Origin of the sequence: Aeromonas sp. FDAARGOS 1406 (assembly GCF_019048565.1) — a bacterium.
Lineage (GTDB): Bacteria > Pseudomonadota > Gammaproteobacteria > Enterobacterales > Aeromonadaceae > Aeromonas > Aeromonas caviae.
On record NZ_CP077378.1, the window covers coordinates 1,208,925 to 1,224,281 of the forward strand.

A 15,357-nucleotide genomic window follows, 5' to 3' on the forward strand; every position below is an offset into this window, starting at 1 on the left:
GCCACCATCTCGCACAAGCCTCGCTCTGGTTACCCATCAGGAGGTAATTCAACGGAATAGCGCCCCAGAATCCGATCACACCGGGGCATCTGCCCCCCATTACCGCACCTTCGGCCTGCCCATCGGAGCGGATTTTTGGGATAATCTGCCCCCTACACACCAGAGAGGTCATGATGATGGGATTCGATACCGGTGCACTCCTCCCCTTGGACAAGGCCCTGCAAGGGATGCTGGAACAACTCACCTGCTGCTGCGAGACGGAGCGGTTGCCCCTGCCCCAGGCGCTGGATCGGATCCTGGCCGAGGAGATAAGCTCCCCCCTCTTCGTCCCCCCCTTCGACAACGCCGCCATGGACGGCTATGCCGTGCGCCTGGCGGATCTCGCCGCCGGGGTGCCGCTCCCCGTGGCGGGCAAGGCCTTTGCGGGCCAGCCCTATGAGGGGGAGTGGCCCGCCGGCCACTGCATCCGCATCATGACCGGGGCCCCTGTGCCCCCGGGTGCAGACGCTGTGGTGATGCAGGAAGAAACGCAAGCCGGCGACAACGGGATCACTTTCCTGACCGCGCCCACGCCTGGCCAGAACATCCGTCGCCGCGGCGAGGATCTGGCGCAGGGCGCCCGGGTGCTCGAAAGCGGCCTGCGCCTGAGCCCCAGGGAGCTGCCGCTGCTCGCCTCCCTTGGCATCGCGAACGTCACGGTGCGCCGTCCCCTCAGGGTCGCCATCTTCAGCACAGGGGACGAGCTCAAGCCTCTGGGCACCCCGCTCCAGCACGGGGACATCTACGACTCCAACCGCTACGGGGTCAAGGCGATGCTGAGCCGCATGGGCTGTGAGTGCCTGGACCTTGGCATCATTCCCGATGATCCGGAGGCCCTGCGCGCCGCCTTCTTGCAGGCCGACCGCGAGGCCGATGCCCTGATCACCACCGGGGGCGTCTCGGTGGGAGAAGCGGACTTCACCAAGCAACTGCTCGAAGAGCTCGGGGAAATTGGCTTCTGGAAGCTCGCCATCAAGCCGGGCAAACCCTTCGCCTTTGGCCGGTTGCCAAACGCCTGGTTCTTCGGTCTGCCGGGCAACCCGGTCTCCGCCATGGTCACCTTCGATCAGCTGGTGCAACCGGCCCTGGCCAGACTGGCCGGTCAGCAGTTTGCACGCCCGCACCCCCTCCAGGCCCTGGCGACAGAGCCGCTCAAGAAGAGCCCGGGGCGCCTGGACTTTCAGCGCGGCATCCTGAGCGTGGGCCCGAATGGCCTCGAGGTACGCAGCACCGGCTCCCAGGACTCCGGGGTGTTCAGCTCCCTGTCCCGGGCCAACTGCTACATCGTGCTCGAGCAGGAGCGCGGCAAGGTGGCCGCCGGTGAGACGGTCACCGTCGAGCCCTTCTCGGGGCTGCTGCTGTGAGCGAGATCCTGAGCGACGCAGAACTCCTTCGCTACAACCGCCAGATCGTGCTCAAATCCTTCGACTTCGAGGGGCAGGAGGCGCTCAAGCAGTCACGCGTGCTGGTCATCGGCGCCGGGGGCCTGGGCTGCGCCGCCAGCCAGTATCTGGCGGTGGCCGGGGTCGGCCACCTCACCCTGGTGGATTTCGATCGGGTGGAGCTCTCCAATTTGCAGCGCCAGGTGCTGCACAGCGACGAGCGCATCGGCCAGCTCAAGGTGGAGTCTGCGGCGACGTCCCTGCGCGCCCTCACCCCCTGGCTCGAGGTGGAGACCCACGCCGCCCTCGCCGACGAGGCGCTGCTCGATGCCCTGCTGCCAGGCCATCAGCTGGTGCTCGACTGCACCGACAACGTCGCCATCCGCAACCTCCTCAACCAGCGTGCCCGCCAGCACAAGGTGCCCCTGGTCAGCGGCGCCGCCATCCGGCTCGAAGGGCAGCTCTGCAGCTTCACCTGGCAGGAGGATGAACCCTGCTACGCCTGTCTCAGCACCCTCTTTGGCGATCAGGCCCTCACCTGTGTCGAGGCGGGGGTACTGGCCCCCGTGGTGGGACTGGTGGGCAGCCTGCAGGCGCTCGAAGCCATCAAGCTGCTGGCGGGCATGGGCAAAAGCTACAGCGGCCGCCTGCTGATGATCGACGGTCTGGGTGGCAGCTTTCGCGAGCTGAAGCTTCCCAAGCGCCCCGACTGCCCGGTCTGCTCAAGACCCTGAGCAGCGCCCACAAAAAAGCCGAACCCCCGGGGTTCGGCTTTTTTATCTACCTCTGCTGTCTGCTCCCCTCAATGGGTTGAGAGGATCCGCTGCAACAGATGATTGAACCCGGCGGGATCTTCCGCCGGCCAGGCGTGGTGACCATCCGGGGTGTGGATGGTGGCATTGGGCAGGGAGGCGAACTGCTCCACCCGCCGCGCCAGGGGCAGATAGTCGTGACTGGTGGAGATGATGGCCACCGGCTGCCAGAGGGTGCCGAGACGAGCCCGCACCGACCAGCCGGGCAGCGCCTCCAGCAGCGCCTTGTAGGTCTTCTTTTTGTTGCGCACGAAGCGCCCCCGGAAGGTGTGGCGCACCTGGGCGAGATCGGGGCCGGGAAAGAGCTCGCGACCGAGCCACCACGCCAGCGGCCGCATGCCGAACCAGCGCAGCCACTTGAGGCGCATGGCATAGCGCTCCTGCTCCTTTGGCGTCTCCAGCAGAAATTCGCTGAAGCCGTTGACCAGCACCAGCCCCTGCACCTTGTGGGGCAGTTGCAGCGCCAGCTCCAGCGCCACCATGGCACCGAGCGACAACCCCACTACCCAGGCAGGCTCGGGCTGTTCGTCGAGCCAGCGGGCCACATCCGCCGCCAGGGTGGGCACGTCAAAGGGCCCCTCCTGCATGCTCTGGCCGTGGCCGCGCAAGTCGATGGCCACCACCCGGTAACGCTCGGAAAAACGCTCGTTCTGCGCCTGCCAGTCGAGGCTGGAAGAGCCCAGCCCGTGCAGCAAGAGCAGCAAGGGCCCCTCCCCCGCACTGCGCAGGGCCAAGCCATGGGATTTCATTACCTGATTGCGACGCACCCGTCCCCCCTTTCTCGACGCCATGCCGGCCACTCATGGCCAGCCAATCCGCACTCCGGTCCCCTGTCTACCCCTCTCCCACCAGGCTCACCGCCTTGATGTAGGCGTAGAGGCGCATGGCCGGCATCAGGGCGAGCCGCTGCGCGGAGCGGCTGGTGATCCGGGCCAGCAGTATCTGCTGCCCGAGAGCCAACTGCAACAGGGTCTGCCCGGGTCGCACCTCCCGCACCTCCAGCAGCCGGGTCTCGAGGCAGTTGGAGAGGCTGGAGTACACGATGGGCTCGGTGGCGATCACCAGATCCCGCGCCGCCACCTTGATCTGCAAGGGGCCCGCTTCATCGGGGGCATGCTCCATGGTCACCATCAGGGTCTGCTCCCCGAGTCGCAGGGTCGCCATCTGCTCGTGCTCGTCGTAGTGGGACAGGGTCGCAGAGAGCATGACCCCGACGTCGTCGCGACTGGCCAGCGACAGGTCGGTGCGGGCGAAGATCTCCTCTGGGGTGCCCTGGGCCTCCACCCGTCCCTCTGCCAGCAGCACCAGTCCATCGCAGAGCAGGCTCACCTCCTCCATGGCGTGGCTGACGAAGATCATGGGGATGCCGCTCTCCTGCTGCAAGCCCTTGAGCACGTGGGCCTGATGGATGCGGCTGCGCCTGTCCAGCGCCGAGAAGGGTTCATCCAGCAGCAGCAAGTCGGGCTCGGCCAGCAAGGCCCTGGCCAATGCCACCCGCTGACGCTGACCGCCGGAGAGGCCATGGGCCGGTTGCCCCAGCAGCTCGGCAAAGCCGAGGCGCGCAGCCAGATCCTCTGGCTGCCAGCGCCCCCTCCCCTTGCGAGCCGCCAGTTGCAGGTTGCCGAGCACGCTCAGGTGGGGGAAGAGACGGGCATCCTGAAACACCATCCCGATGCGCCGCGCCTCGGGGGGCAGGGCTGCAAGCTCGCGCCCCTGCCAGCGCAGGGCATCGCCCGGGGCCTTGTCGAGCCCGGCGATGATGCGCAGCAGGGTGCTCTTGCCACAGCCCGAAGGACCGAACAGGCCGAGGATGCGGCTGGGGGGCAACGCCAGATCACACGCCAGGGTGAAGGGGCCGAAATCACGTCTGGCCTTGAGGTAGAGGTTCATCCGAACAGCCTCCGTTGCCGGCGTTGCAGCACGCCGTAGACCAGCACCAGCATCACCAGGGAGAAGCCCATCAGGCCGCCTGCCAGAATATGGGCGTGGTCGTAGTCCATCGCCTCCACGTGATCAAACAGGGCGATGGAGAGCACCTGGGTCTCCCCGGGAATGTTGCCGCCGATCATCAGCACCACCCCGAACTCCCCCAGGGTGTGGGCAAAGCCCAGCGCCGCCGCCATCACGAAGCTCGGCAGCGTCATCGGCAGGATGATGCGAAAGAAGCGCTCAAACGGGCCCATCCCCAGGGTGGCAGCAGCCTCCAGCTCCTTGCTGCCCATGTTGACGAAGGCGGAGGTGAGGGGTTGTACCACGAAGGGGAGCGAATAGATGACGGAGGCGATGAGCAGGCCGAGGAAACTGAAGGCGAGCGGGGCCCCGAAGGTCTCCCGCCACCAGCCACCCAAGCCGTACTCCGGGGAGAAGGCCAGCAGCAGATAGAAACCGAGCACGGTGGGCGGCAGCACCAGCGGCAGGGCCACCATGGCCTCCACCAGGGGGCGCAGCCGGTGCTGGCTGCGAGACAGCCACCAGGCGAGCGGCGGCGACAGCAGCAGCAGGATGGCAGTGGTGCTGGCCGCCAGTTTCAGGGTCAGCCAGACCGCCAGCAGATCCCCTTCACTCATAGGGTCCCCTCTCGGGTGTCGATAAAAAACAGGGCGCCGTCATGACGGGCGCCGCCTTGGGACACATCAGGCACCGGATCTGGCCAGCACGGGGCTGGCCGGCAGACGCCGGGCGCTTACTGCGGCAGGGCGTAACCCGCCGCCTTGATCTGCGCCTGTCCCGGCCCCTTGAGCCAGGCGACCAGGGCATCCACCGCCGCCCCTTTCTTCAGCACCAGGGCCTGCTGCTCGATGGGGGGATAGAAGCTGGCCGGTACCGCCCAGGCTTCGCCGGTCTTGCCCGCCTCCACCAGGTTGGCCCAGGCGACGAAGCCCAGCTTCGCATTGCCGGTATCGACGAACTGCCAGGTCTGGCTGATGTTGGTGCCAGTCAGCACCCGATACTGCTTGGGATCGATCTTGAGATGAGCCAGGGTCGCCATGGCGGCAGCGCCATAGGGCGCTGTCTTGGGGTTGGCGATGGCCAGCTCCCCCTGCCAGTGGCGCAAGGTGGCCTCGTCGGGAGCTGGCCCCCCCTTCTGCCAGAGGCCGAGCTGACCGATGGCATAGGTGAAGCGTTCGCTCCCCTTGCCTTCCGACTCCAGCTTTTGAGGGGTCGCCACGTCGGCCGAGAGGAAGAGATCGAAGGGTGCACCGTGGGTGATCTGGGTATAGAGCACGCCGGTGGCCGCCGAACTGATGACGACGCTGTGGCCGGTCTTGGCGGTGAACTCCTTGCCGATGCGCTCTATGGTGCCCTTGAAGTTGGCCGCCACCGCCACCTTGACCTCGTCAGCCAGCACAGCACCGCTGTACATGGCGCTGGCGCCCAGCACCAACAGGGATACCCATCTCTTCATTCCTTTGCTCCTTATGTTCCGACACGGCCGGATCGATTGACGCGAGCCCGAGGCTCACTCCCCTTGTTGCCAGCGGGCCAGGGCGGCGTCATCGCTCGCCCTGGCCTCGACCCAGCGTTGCACCCCGTCGGCGGTCAGCTCTTTTTTCCAGAACGGCGCCCGGGTCTTCAAGAAATCCATGATGAAGTGGCAGGCCTCGAAAGCCGCCTCGCGGTGGGCGCTGCTCACCACCACCAGCACGATCTGATCCCCGAGCAGCAGCTCGCCGATGCGGTGAATGAGGGTGCACTCCTGCAGGGGCCAGCGGCTGCGGGCCTCGGCCACTATGTTCGTCAGCGCCTTCTCGGTCATGCCGGGGTAGTGCTCGAGGGCCAGCCCTTTCACATGCTCTCCCTGATTGAAGTCGCGCACCTTGCCGACAAAGCTGACAATCGCGCCTGTGTCCTGCCGGGCAGCAAGGCGGGCATATTCGTCGGCCAGCGAGAAGTCATCCCGCTGCACCAGAATGCGATCGGTCATGGTCAGCCTCCGGTCGTCACTGGAAGGAGAGGGAAGAAGGCGGCCTCACCACAGTCCCGCAGCTCAGTGGTGCGATCTACGGTCATTATCTCGTTCATCCTTAACCTCCGGTCACCGGCGGGAAGAAGGCGACCTCATCCCCGTCATGGAGGGGGGTATCCAGCGGCACCAGGGTCTGGTTGACCGCCACCAGGAGCTTGCCGGATTCGAGCGCCAGCGCCCACTTGTCACCCCGCTCGCTCAAGGCGGCGCGAAGGGCATCGGCACTGGCGTAGTCGCAAGGCAGGCTGAGCTCGTCGCAGCCGACCAGCTCACGCACCTGCGCAAAAAACAGAACCTTGATCATGCCTGCTCTCCTTTGGTCGCACCCAGCTGGAAATGACCGGACTTGCCGCCCTTTTTCTCCACCAGACGCACCTGCTCGATCACCATGTCCTTTTGCACCGCCTTGCACATGTCGTAGATGGTCAGGGCCGCCACCGAGGCGGCGGTGAGCGCCTCCATCTCCACCCCGGTCTTGCCCGAGAGCTTGCACAGGGTGCGGATATGGACCCGATTGTGCGCCGCCTGGGGGGCTATCTCTACCTCCACCCGGGTCAGGGCCAGGGGATGGCACAGGGGAATGAGGTCGGCGGTCTTCTTGGCCGCCATGATGCCGGCGATGCGGGCGGTGGCGAACACGTCCCCCTTGTGGTGCTGACCACTCAGGATCAACGCCAGGGTCTCGGGGGCCATGGTCACGAAAGCCTCGGCGCGGGCCTCGCGTTCGGTCACCTGCTTGTCGGTGACATCCACCATGTGGGCCTCGCCGCTCTGGTTGAGATGGGTCAGGTTCATCTATGCCCCTATCGAAAAATAAGATGGATGATCCGGGTTTACTCCCGGGATCACAGATGGGTCACGAAGTTGCACGGCCGGGTACGGGCGTCGAGCTGATCCCGGATAAGCTGTTCCCAGCCCAGGCGGCAGGCGCCGGTGGAGCCGGGCAGGCAGCAGATCAGGGTGCGATTGGCGAGCCCGGCCAGGGCACGGCTCTGCATGGCGGAGCCTTTTATCTCGGCAAACGAGAGCTGGCGGAACATCTCGCCAAAACCCTGCACCGTGCGCTCGAACAGCACGCCGACCGCCTCGGGCACCCGGTTCTGCTCGTTGAAGCCGGTGCCGCCGTTGATGAGCACCACCTGGACTCCCTCGTCGGCAATCCAGTCGCTCACCTGGGCGCGGATGCGAAACAGGTTGTCTGGACAGAGCGCCCGATCGGCCAGCACGTGGCCGGTCTGGGTCAGGGCCTCGACCAGATAGTCCCCCGAGCTGTCATCGGCAGCGGTGCGACTGTCGGAAACCGTCAGGACGGCGATCTTGAGAGGGATGAATTCGCTGTGTTTGGGTGCCATTGGGGCCATTCCTGTCAATCATTGACCACGAGAGGATGAGGTGAACGCGCCGCACCGTGGTGCCAGCCATGAAAGGAGCCGGTGGGCGCCGCGTTGCCGGGAAGGGATTCTATCAAAAGATGTCTGGCTGGGGGGCGTCATTGCCCATTAATCTCGAAGGCCGCCGGATCCCGAGGATCCGGCGGCCTTCCCATCAGAAGCCTGGCACCCCTTTCATGTCAGGCAGTTGGTGCGCAATCCCCTTGTGGCAGTCGATGCAGGTGTTGGCCCCGCTTGCCAGGTTGGTGGAGTGCATCTGGGCGGCCCGACGCCCTTGCAGGGAGAAGTCCATGTACTCGAAGTTGTGGCAGTTGCGGCACTCGCGCGAATCCGTCTCCTTCATCCGCTGCCACTCCCGCTCGGCCATCTCCCGCCGGTGGGATTCAAACTTCTCGCGGGTATCCACCTTGCCGGTGATCATGCCCCACAGCTCCTTGGAGGCCTGCACCTTGCGGATGATCTTGTAGGTCCACTCGTGGGGTACGTGGCAATCCGGGCAGCTGGCCCGCACGCCGGAGCGGTTGGCGTAGTGGATGGTGTCGCGGTACTCCACGAACACGTTGTCCTTCATCTCGTGGCAACCGGTGCAGAAGGCCTCGGTGTTGGACGCTTCCATGGCGGTGTTGAACCCGCCCCAGAAGATGACGCCACCGAAGAAGCCCATCAGCAGGATGACCCAGAGGGCCGCCTTCGACGGTGACTTGAAGGTGGTCCACAGACGCTTCACAAAGCCGGGTAATTTCATCTATGGGCTCCTCAGTTCAGCGCTTCAACCGGTTTGAAGGTATTGTTCACCAGCGGCTTGGCGTCCGCTTGCGGCACGTGGCACTGCAGACAGAAGTAGCGGCGCGGAGAGACTTCGCCCAGGGTCATGCCGTCGCGGGTCTCGAAGTGGGTGGGGCTTATCTTGGGGGCCTTCATGGCACTGGCGTTCTTGAAGCTGTGACAGGCCAGGCACTTGTTGACCTTGTTGTCCACTTCATAGTTGCGGGTGTCGTGGGGGATCAGCGGGGGCTGGTGCATGTACTGGCGATCGTAGAGGTCGCCATCCTTGCGAAAGTTCTTCAGAGGGGCCGCGTCGGCATCCGTCACCAGATCCGTGCTTCCCCGCTCCGACTTGATGCCCCCCGTGCTGTTGGTGATCTCGGGGACGGCCGCCATCAAGGAACCCGCCATCAGGCAGGCCAGCATTGCTCCAATCAGCTTCTTCATTATGTGTTCTCCGACGTTTTCTCTGCCTTGACGGCAAAACCTACAGTGATTTCAAAAACTTGCTCCGCGCAGACATCGATGCAACGGCCGCAGTTGGTACACTCCTGAGCCGCAATCAAGGGCCCGTGACCACGCCTGGCACCGTGAACGGGGCCGCGCAGGATGGGACGCTCCGGGCAGACCGCATAACAATCCATGCAGTTGCTGCACCGCTCGCGCCCCGAGGCTGCAATCTTGATGAACCCGACCCGGTTGACCAGGGCATAGAAGGCCCCCACCGGACAGAGGTGGCCGCACCAGCCCCGCTCCACCACAAAAAGGTCGAACAGGAACAGCACCGCCAGCAGGCCCCAGCCCGCCCCCATGCCAAACAGCAGGCCCCGCAGGGTGAGCGACACCGGATTGACCAGCTCCCACACCAGCACGCCTGTGATGGCCGGCGCCACCAGCACCATGGCCAGCAGCCAGTAGCGGGTAGCGCGGTTGAACTGACCATTGCCCTTGAGCCCGAGCCGCCCCCTGAGCCAGGCGGCGACATCGGTGACCAGGTTGACTGGACAGACCCAGGAGCAGAACACCCGCCCCCCGACCAGCCAGTAACCCGCGAGCACCAGCCCGGCCCCGAGCCACAGGGTGGGGATGGGCCACTGGCCCGCCGCCACCGACTGCAACAGGGTCAGGGGATCCGTGAGGGGCACCGTCTCCAGCAGCAGGGAGCTGGAGAGGTTGCCCTTGAGGATCCAGATGCCCGCGAGCGGCCCCAGCAGGAACAGCCCCAGCACCCCGAACTGGCAAAGCCGGCGCAGCAGCAGGAAGCGGTGGGCACGCCACCACCCCAGCCTGGCCGTGGCCTCGGCCCCTGGATACCGACTCATAGACCCTCCGGTTTGCGGGTCGGCAGGGTGAGCCTGTCGCCGATGAGCGATTTGCCCGCCTTCGCCTTCTCTTCCCAGCCGAGCCGGTAGTGGTGACCCAGCTCCCCCTTGGCAAGCTGGCGAGGCACCACCTTGATGGCCGCCTCCTCCAGCACGCAGGCGTGCTCGCACTTGCCGCAGCCGGTGCAGAGATCGCTGTGCACCGTGGGCAGGAACATGGCGTGCTTGCCTGTGCGCGGGTTGTGCTGCAGCTCCAAGGTAATGGCCTTGTCGATGAGGGGGCAGACCCGGTAGCAAACGTCGCAGCGCAGCCCCAGGTAGTTGAGGCAGGTCTCGTGATCGATGAGCACCGCCACCCCCATCCGCGCCTGATCGATATCGGTCATGGCCCGATCCAGCGCCCCGCTCGGGCAGGCCGCCACGCAGGGGATGTCGTCACACATCTCGCACGGAACGGCGCGCGCCTTGAAGTAGGGGGTGCCGGTGGTCACGGGTTCAAACAGCCGGGCGAGCTTGAGGGTGTCGTAGGGGCATGCCTCGACGCAGAGCCCGCAGCGCACGCAGGCGCCGAGAAACTCGGCCTCGTCGAGGGCGGCCGGCGGGCGCAGCGCCTGGGCAGGCAAAGCCTGCACCTGCTGGCGCGCCACGCCGCCGAGCCCCACGCCAAGCAGGCCCACACCGCAGACCCCCTTGGCCATGTCGGCCAGAAACTGGCGCCGACTACGACTCATCTCGCGCTCCCCCGCCTCAGGCCTTCATGACCTTGACGGCGCACTTCTTGTAATCCGTCTCCTTGGAGAGCGGATCGGTGGCGTCCAGGGTCAGCTTGTTGACCAGCTGGCTCGCATCGAAGAAGGGCATGAACACCAGTCCCTTGGGCGGACGGTTGCGGCCACGGGTCTCGACCCGGGTCTTCACCTCGCCCCGGCGGGAGGAGACGATCACCTCTTCACCACGGCGCACGCCACGGGCCTTGGCATCTTCCGGGTGCATGAACAGCACCGCATCCGGGAAGGCGCGATAGAGCTCGGGCACGCGACGGGTCATGGTGCCGGTGTGCCAGTGCTCCAGCACGCGACCGGTGGAGAGCCACATGTCGTACTCTTTGTCCGGAGCTTCGGCAGCCGGCTCATAGGGCAGCGCGAAGATGACCGCCTTGCCGTCGGGCTTGCCGTAGAAGCGCACCCCCTCCCCCGCCTTCACGTAAGGGTCGAACCCTTCGCGATAGCGCCACAGGGTCTCCTTGCCGTCCACCACCGGCCAGCGCAGGCCACGGGCTTCGTGATACTGATCGAACGGCGCCAGGTCGTGGCCATGGCCGCGACCGAAGGAGGCGTACTCCTCGAACAGCCCCTTCTGGACGTAGAAACCAAAGTGCTCGGCCTCGTCGTTCAGGGCCCCCTTGCTCTGCTCTTTCGGGAACTGGTTCACCTGGCCGTTGGCATAGAGCACGTCGAACAGGGTCTTGCCCTTCACTTCCGGCATCTTGGCAATCAACTCAGCCGGCCACACCTCTTCCACGGTGAAGCGTTTGGAGAACTCCATCAGCTGCCACAGGTCGGACTTGGCCCCTTCCGGTGCCTTCACCTGCTGGTGCCAGAACTGGGTGCGACGTTCGGCGTTGCCATAGGCCCCCTCTTTCTCCACCCACATGGCGGTGGGCAGGATGAGGTCGGCCGCCTGGGCGGTCACGGTCGGATAAGGGTCGGAGACCACGATGAAGTTGGCCGGGTTGCGATAACCGGGCAGCGCCTCTTCGTTCATGTTCGGGCCGGCCTGCATGTTGTTGTTGCACATCACCCAGTAGGCGTTGAGCTTGCCGTCTTTCAGCATGCGGTTTTGCAGCACGGCGTGGTAGCCCACCTGCTCCGGGATGGTGCCTTCCGGCAGCTTCCAGATCTTCTCGGCGATGGCGCGGTGTTTGGGATCCGTGACCACCATGTCCGCCGGCAGACGGTGGGCGAAGGTACCCACTTCACGGGCGGTACCACAGGCGGAGGGCTGGCCGGTCAGGGAGAAGGGGCCGGAGCCCGGCTGGGAGATCTTGCCGGTCAGCAGGTGGATGTTGTAGCAGAGGTTGTTGGCCCAGACGCCACGGGTGTGCTGGTTGAACCCCATGGTCCAGTAAGAGACCACCTTCTTGTCCGGATCCGCATAGATCTGGGCCAGCTTCTCGAGCTTGTCCTTGGGCACGCCGGAGAGCTTGGAGACGGACTCCAGATCGTAATCCGCCACGAACTTGGCGAAGTCGTCGAAGCTCATGGGGGTGGAGTCGCCGCTGTCCGGGTTCTTGGCCTTTTGCTGCAGCGGGTTGGTGGGACGCAGGCCGTAACCGATGTCGGTCACCCCTTTGCGGAACTGGGTGTGCTTGTTGACGAACTCCCAGTTCACCTTGTCGTTCTGGATGATGTAGTTGGCGATGTAGTTGAGGATCGCCAGATCGGTCTGGGGGGTGAACACCAGCCCGTTGTCCGCCAGCTCGAAGCTGCGGTGCTCGAAGGTGGAGAGCACGTGCACCTGCACATCCTGGTGGGACAGACGGCGATCGGAGATGCGCGACCAGAGGATGGGGTGCATCTCGGCCATGTTGGAGCCCCACAGCACGAAGGCGTCGGCCTGCTCGATGTCGTCGTAGCAGCCCATGGGTTCATCCATGCCGAAGGTACGCATGAAGCCCACTACCGCGGAGGCCATGCAGTGACGGGCATTGGGATCCAGGTTGTTGGAGCGCAGGCCTGCCTTCATCAGCTTGGCGGCGGCATAGCCTTCCCAGACGGTCCACTGGCCGGAGCCGAACATGCCGACGGCGGTCGGGCCCTTCTCTTTCAGGGTCGCCTTGAACTTCTCGGCCATGATGTCGAAGGCCTGATCCCAACTGATGGGGGCGAAGTTGCCGTTCTTGTCGAACTTGCCGTTCGTCATGCGCAGCATGGGCTGGGTCAGGCGATCCTCCCCGTACATGATCTTGGAGAGGAAGTAGCCCTTGATGCAGTTCAGGCCACGGTTGACCGGTGCATCGGGATCCCCCTGGGTCGCCACGACGCGGCCAGCCTGGGAGCCCACCAGCACGGAACAGCCGGTCCCGCAGAAGCGGCACGGTGCCTTGTCCCAGGTGATGGCGGTCTTGTCGGTACTGGTGATCAGGTTCGCCGCCAGAGTGGGGGCACTGACACCGGCCACGGCAGCGGCTGCCGCCACCGCATTGGCCTTCATAAAGTCGCGTCGACTCAGCTTCATGACATATCCTCGCATTGCTTAATCACATCAATGACAGCCATTGTGACGAGCCGCGCTGGCTCAGCTCCATGGCGCTTTATTCCTTTGCTCTGGGCTTTTCGTTCATCGAACGCAGACAACAGACCCGGCATCCCGTGTATTACCCGTGGCGGTCAGCGAACGACTCTTGCGCTTCTGCCACATGACGCCTTATTCCCCATCTTCGGCGTCCATTTCATCGAACTGGTGGTAGATCAGGGCCGCAGAGAGCACCCCGGGCAACCCCTGAATGGTGTCGATGGCCGCCATGATGGGGCGCTGGCTCGGCCCCTCCAAGGTCACCACCAGTTTGCCCTCCTCGCTGACGGCGTGGATCTCGGCCCCGTCCAGGGTCGCAATCCGCTCTGCCAGGGCGTGGCGCAGATCGGGCTGGGTCAGCACCACCAGGCTGGATACATGGAACTCTTCTCGCGTCATATCACCGTTTTCCAACTTGTTCGTCTCTTGGGTCATCGCGAAGCCTCGCCACGAGACAGACCGATGCTGATACTGCCCACTGGGCAATCCGCTACGCAGGCCCCGCAGCCGTTGCACGACTCGGCATGGATGCCGGGGGGGGGTACGCGCCCCAGCCGGGGGGAAAAGCGGATGGCCTGCTGCTCGCAGCTGTCCTGACAGCGCTGGCAGAACACCTGGGCAGTGGCCAGACAGCCCGCCTCGATATGGGCCACATACTCCCAGGGTGTCTGGATTGTCGGCCTGAACACCGGCGCCTGGCAGGCGCTGACACACTCGGTGCAGAAGGTGCACTCGCCGCGGTGAAAATCCACCGTGGGGAAGCCCCCGTCTCCCTTGATCAGGATCTGCTCGGGACAGGCCGCCAGACAGTCGCCGCAGCGGGTACAGCCGGCCACGAACTCGTCCCAGGAGACGGACCAGGGCAACTGGATCCCAGCCTTGGGGGCGCTCAGGCGTCCCCGAAACAGGCCTCTGCGTGACAAGTTGACCCCGTCGGTCATATCGACTCCTCTTTTCGGGGACGAATGCCCCCGCGCGGATCCCGTGACTGGCATTTTCAATGCCAATTATAAGCGTGGGTGTATATTGCGGCCCTGACAAGTCAGGGGATATACCACCAGGGAGATAAACAGGGGGGATTCTTGCGCTGGATCAAACCCTTGGCGTAATTAGACACAGCAGGGGAAGGTAAATTACCCCTATGTGAGGATTGATAATTAATCGAAGGTTATTTGAGGTGCACGGCGGCTGTCAGCCGCCGATGGAGGCCAGGTGGGGGGTCATGCCTGCATTGCCTTCATGGAGGCGATGGGTGGCGGCCTTGCCGGTCAGCGCCTGGCGAATACGCCATTGCAGCGCCTCCTGCTGGCTGTCATCGGTGAGCAGATCCCGCAGTTCCACCCCGTTGTCGCCAAAGAGACACAGGTGCAGCTTGCCCTTGGAGGAGACCCGCAGCCGGTTGCAACCGGCGCAAAAATCCTTGCTGTAGGGCATGATGAGCCCCACCCCGCCCCTCGAGTCCGGATGCGTGAACACCTGGGCAGGGCCATCATCCAGGCCGCGCAGCTGCTGCACCCAGCCGCTCTCTTGCAGGCGCTGCTTGATGAGTTCACCGCTGGTATGGTGATCGCGAAACAGGGCGTCCATCTCGCCGGTCTGCATCAGTTCGATGAAACGCAGCTCGATGGGTTTGTCGCGGATCCAGGCGAGGAATGTCTCGAGCTGATGATCATTGAGCCCCTTGAGCAGCACGGCGTTGATCTTGACCGACCGAAAACCGGCACTCAGGGCGGCGTCTATCCCCGCCATCACCTCCGCCAGCTTGTTCTCGCCGGTGATCTGGTGGAACTGACGGGGATCCAGGCTGTCGACGCTGACGTTCAGGGCCGTCAGCCCCGCATCGAACCACTCGCGGGCACGCTCCTTGAGCCGATACCCGTTGGTGGTCATGGCCACCTTCTCGATGCCGGGAGTATTGGCCACGGTCTCGATGATGGCCGTGAAGTCGCGGCGCAGGGAGGGCTCGCCTCCAGTCAGACGCACCTTGCGCGTCCCCATGGCCGCAAACCCGGAGACGACGCGACGGATCTCCTCCAGGGAGAGGAAGGACTGGCGCCCCTCACCATCTCCTTTCGGCGGGTGATAGCCGTCCGGCAGACAGTAGGTACAGCGGAAATTGCAGACGTCGGTGACCGACAGACGCAAATAGTAAAAGCGACGGGAAAAACCATCTTCAAGTGGCAACATAAACACCTTTCCAAATACGGGAGGCCAGGGCATTTCTTTCCTGACCCTTTCAGCTCGAACATCGGCTGACGGCGATCTCCCCCTATCTCAATGACTTAGGCAAAATCGCTCGGAGTTCATCTAGTTTTTCGATGCTAGCACAACTTGGAGTACACTCCCATGCTACTTTGTGGGGTCTTTGTGGGTGAAAAGGGAGCC

Annotated in this window: 18 protein-coding genes and 1 riboswitch; of the genes, 2 read left to right on the forward strand and 16 right to left on the reverse strand. The window is 64.5% G+C overall.

Features of this window, described 5'->3' with window-relative positions:
• Positions 1–176 precede the first annotated feature (176 nt).
• Positions 177–1,403, forward strand: coding sequence for a molybdopterin molybdotransferase MoeA (gene moeA, locus I6L36_RS05495; RefSeq protein WP_160838056.1), 1,227 nt, complete (start codon positions 177–179; stop codon positions 1,401–1,403).
• Complete coding sequence (moeB, locus tag I6L36_RS05500; protein WP_109112507.1) at positions 1,400–2,155, forward strand: molybdopterin-synthase adenylyltransferase MoeB; 756 nt, start codon at positions 1,400–1,402, stop codon at positions 2,153–2,155. The genes moeA and moeB overlap by 4 nt, the downstream gene beginning before the upstream one ends.
• Positions 2,156–2,223: 68 nt before the next feature.
• On the opposite strand, the gene I6L36_RS05505 is transcribed toward moeB, so the two are convergent.
• The 16 genes from I6L36_RS05505 to moaA all read right to left on the reverse strand — a co-directional run bounded on the left by I6L36_RS05505 (position 2,224) and on the right by moaA (position 15,159).
• The gene (locus I6L36_RS05505) at positions 2,224–3,000 is read right to left on the reverse strand and encodes an alpha/beta fold hydrolase (RefSeq protein WP_160838058.1); all 777 of its coding nucleotides are present in this window, start codon (positions 2,998–3,000) and stop codon (positions 2,224–2,226) included.
• Between the two features lie 67 nt (positions 3,001–3,067).
• Positions 3,068–4,123 (reverse strand): molybdenum ABC transporter ATP-binding protein, encoded by a 1,056-nt coding sequence (modC, locus tag I6L36_RS05510; RefSeq protein WP_109112509.1) that lies wholly within the window; start codon positions 4,121–4,123, stop codon positions 3,068–3,070.
• Positions 4,120–4,800: a molybdate ABC transporter permease subunit gene (gene modB / locus I6L36_RS05515; RefSeq protein WP_109112510.1), complete on the reverse strand. Its 681-nt coding sequence runs from the start codon at positions 4,798–4,800 to the stop codon at positions 4,120–4,122. The genes modC and modB overlap by 4 nt, the downstream gene beginning before the upstream one ends.
• A gap of 116 nt (positions 4,801–4,916) precedes the next feature.
• Positions 4,917–5,639, reverse strand: a complete 723-nt coding sequence (gene modA, locus I6L36_RS05520; protein ID WP_109112511.1) for a molybdate ABC transporter substrate-binding protein — start codon at positions 5,637–5,639, stop codon at positions 4,917–4,919.
• 54 nt (positions 5,640–5,693) lie between these two features.
• Positions 5,694–6,158, reverse strand: a complete 465-nt coding sequence (gene moaE, locus I6L36_RS05525) for a molybdopterin synthase catalytic subunit MoaE (protein WP_109112512.1) — start codon at positions 6,156–6,158, stop codon at positions 5,694–5,696.
• 100 nt (positions 6,159–6,258) lie between these two features.
• Positions 6,259–6,504 (reverse strand): molybdopterin synthase sulfur carrier subunit, encoded by a 246-nt coding sequence (moaD, locus tag I6L36_RS05530; RefSeq protein ID WP_010674162.1) that lies wholly within the window; start codon positions 6,502–6,504, stop codon positions 6,259–6,261.
• Positions 6,501–6,995 carry a cyclic pyranopterin monophosphate synthase MoaC gene (moaC, locus tag I6L36_RS05535; protein ID WP_039038847.1) on the reverse strand — a complete coding sequence of 165 codons (495 nt, stop codon included), beginning with the start codon at positions 6,993–6,995 and terminating at the stop codon, positions 6,501–6,503. Before moaC ends, moaD begins: the two co-directional genes overlap by 4 nt.
• Positions 6,996–7,045: 50 nt before the next feature.
• The gene (moaB, locus tag I6L36_RS05540; protein WP_039038846.1) at positions 7,046–7,552 is read right to left on the reverse strand and encodes a molybdenum cofactor biosynthesis protein B; all 507 of its coding nucleotides are present in this window, start codon (positions 7,550–7,552) and stop codon (positions 7,046–7,048) included.
• Positions 7,553–7,745: 193 nt separating this feature from the next.
• On the reverse strand, positions 7,746–8,336 hold the full coding sequence (locus tag I6L36_RS05545) for a cytochrome c3 family protein (RefSeq protein WP_010674159.1): 591 nt from the start codon (positions 8,334–8,336) through the stop codon (positions 7,746–7,748).
• An 11-nt stretch (positions 8,337–8,347) separates the two neighbouring features.
• On the reverse strand, positions 8,348–8,803 hold the full coding sequence (locus tag I6L36_RS05550; RefSeq protein WP_041212738.1) for a nitrate reductase cytochrome c-type subunit: 456 nt from the start codon (positions 8,801–8,803) through the stop codon (positions 8,348–8,350).
• The gene (napH, locus tag I6L36_RS05555) at positions 8,803–9,678 is read right to left on the reverse strand and encodes a quinol dehydrogenase ferredoxin subunit NapH (protein WP_049636341.1); all 876 of its coding nucleotides are present in this window, start codon (positions 9,676–9,678) and stop codon (positions 8,803–8,805) included. The genes I6L36_RS05550 and napH overlap by 1 nt, the downstream gene beginning before the upstream one ends.
• Positions 9,675–10,409 carry a ferredoxin-type protein NapG gene (napG, locus tag I6L36_RS05560; protein WP_049636342.1) on the reverse strand — a complete coding sequence of 245 codons (735 nt, stop codon included), beginning with the start codon at positions 10,407–10,409 and terminating at the stop codon, positions 9,675–9,677. The genes napH and napG overlap by 4 nt, the downstream gene beginning before the upstream one ends.
• Before the next feature lie 16 nt (positions 10,410–10,425).
• Entirely contained in the window at positions 10,426–12,915 is a 2,490-nt protein-coding gene (gene napA, locus I6L36_RS05565) for a nitrate reductase catalytic subunit NapA (protein WP_041212735.1), read from the reverse strand.
• Between the two features lie 189 nt (positions 12,916–13,104).
• Positions 13,105–13,407 carry a chaperone NapD gene (locus I6L36_RS05570; RefSeq protein WP_010674154.1) on the reverse strand — a complete coding sequence of 101 codons (303 nt, stop codon included), beginning with the start codon at positions 13,405–13,407 and terminating at the stop codon, positions 13,105–13,107.
• A complete protein-coding gene (gene napF / locus I6L36_RS05575) occupies positions 13,404–13,913 on the reverse strand; it encodes a ferredoxin-type protein NapF (protein ID WP_109112513.1) in 510 nt (169 codons plus the stop codon). The genes I6L36_RS05570 and napF overlap by 4 nt, the downstream gene beginning before the upstream one ends.
• A gap of 250 nt (positions 13,914–14,163) precedes the next feature.
• Positions 14,164–15,159 (reverse strand): GTP 3',8-cyclase MoaA, encoded by a 996-nt coding sequence (gene moaA / locus I6L36_RS05580; RefSeq protein WP_010674152.1) that lies wholly within the window; start codon positions 15,157–15,159, stop codon positions 14,164–14,166.
• Positions 15,147–15,286, reverse strand: a riboswitch (molybdenum cofactor riboswitch). (Overlaps the previous gene by 13 nt.)
• Positions 15,287–15,357 lie beyond the last annotated feature (71 nt).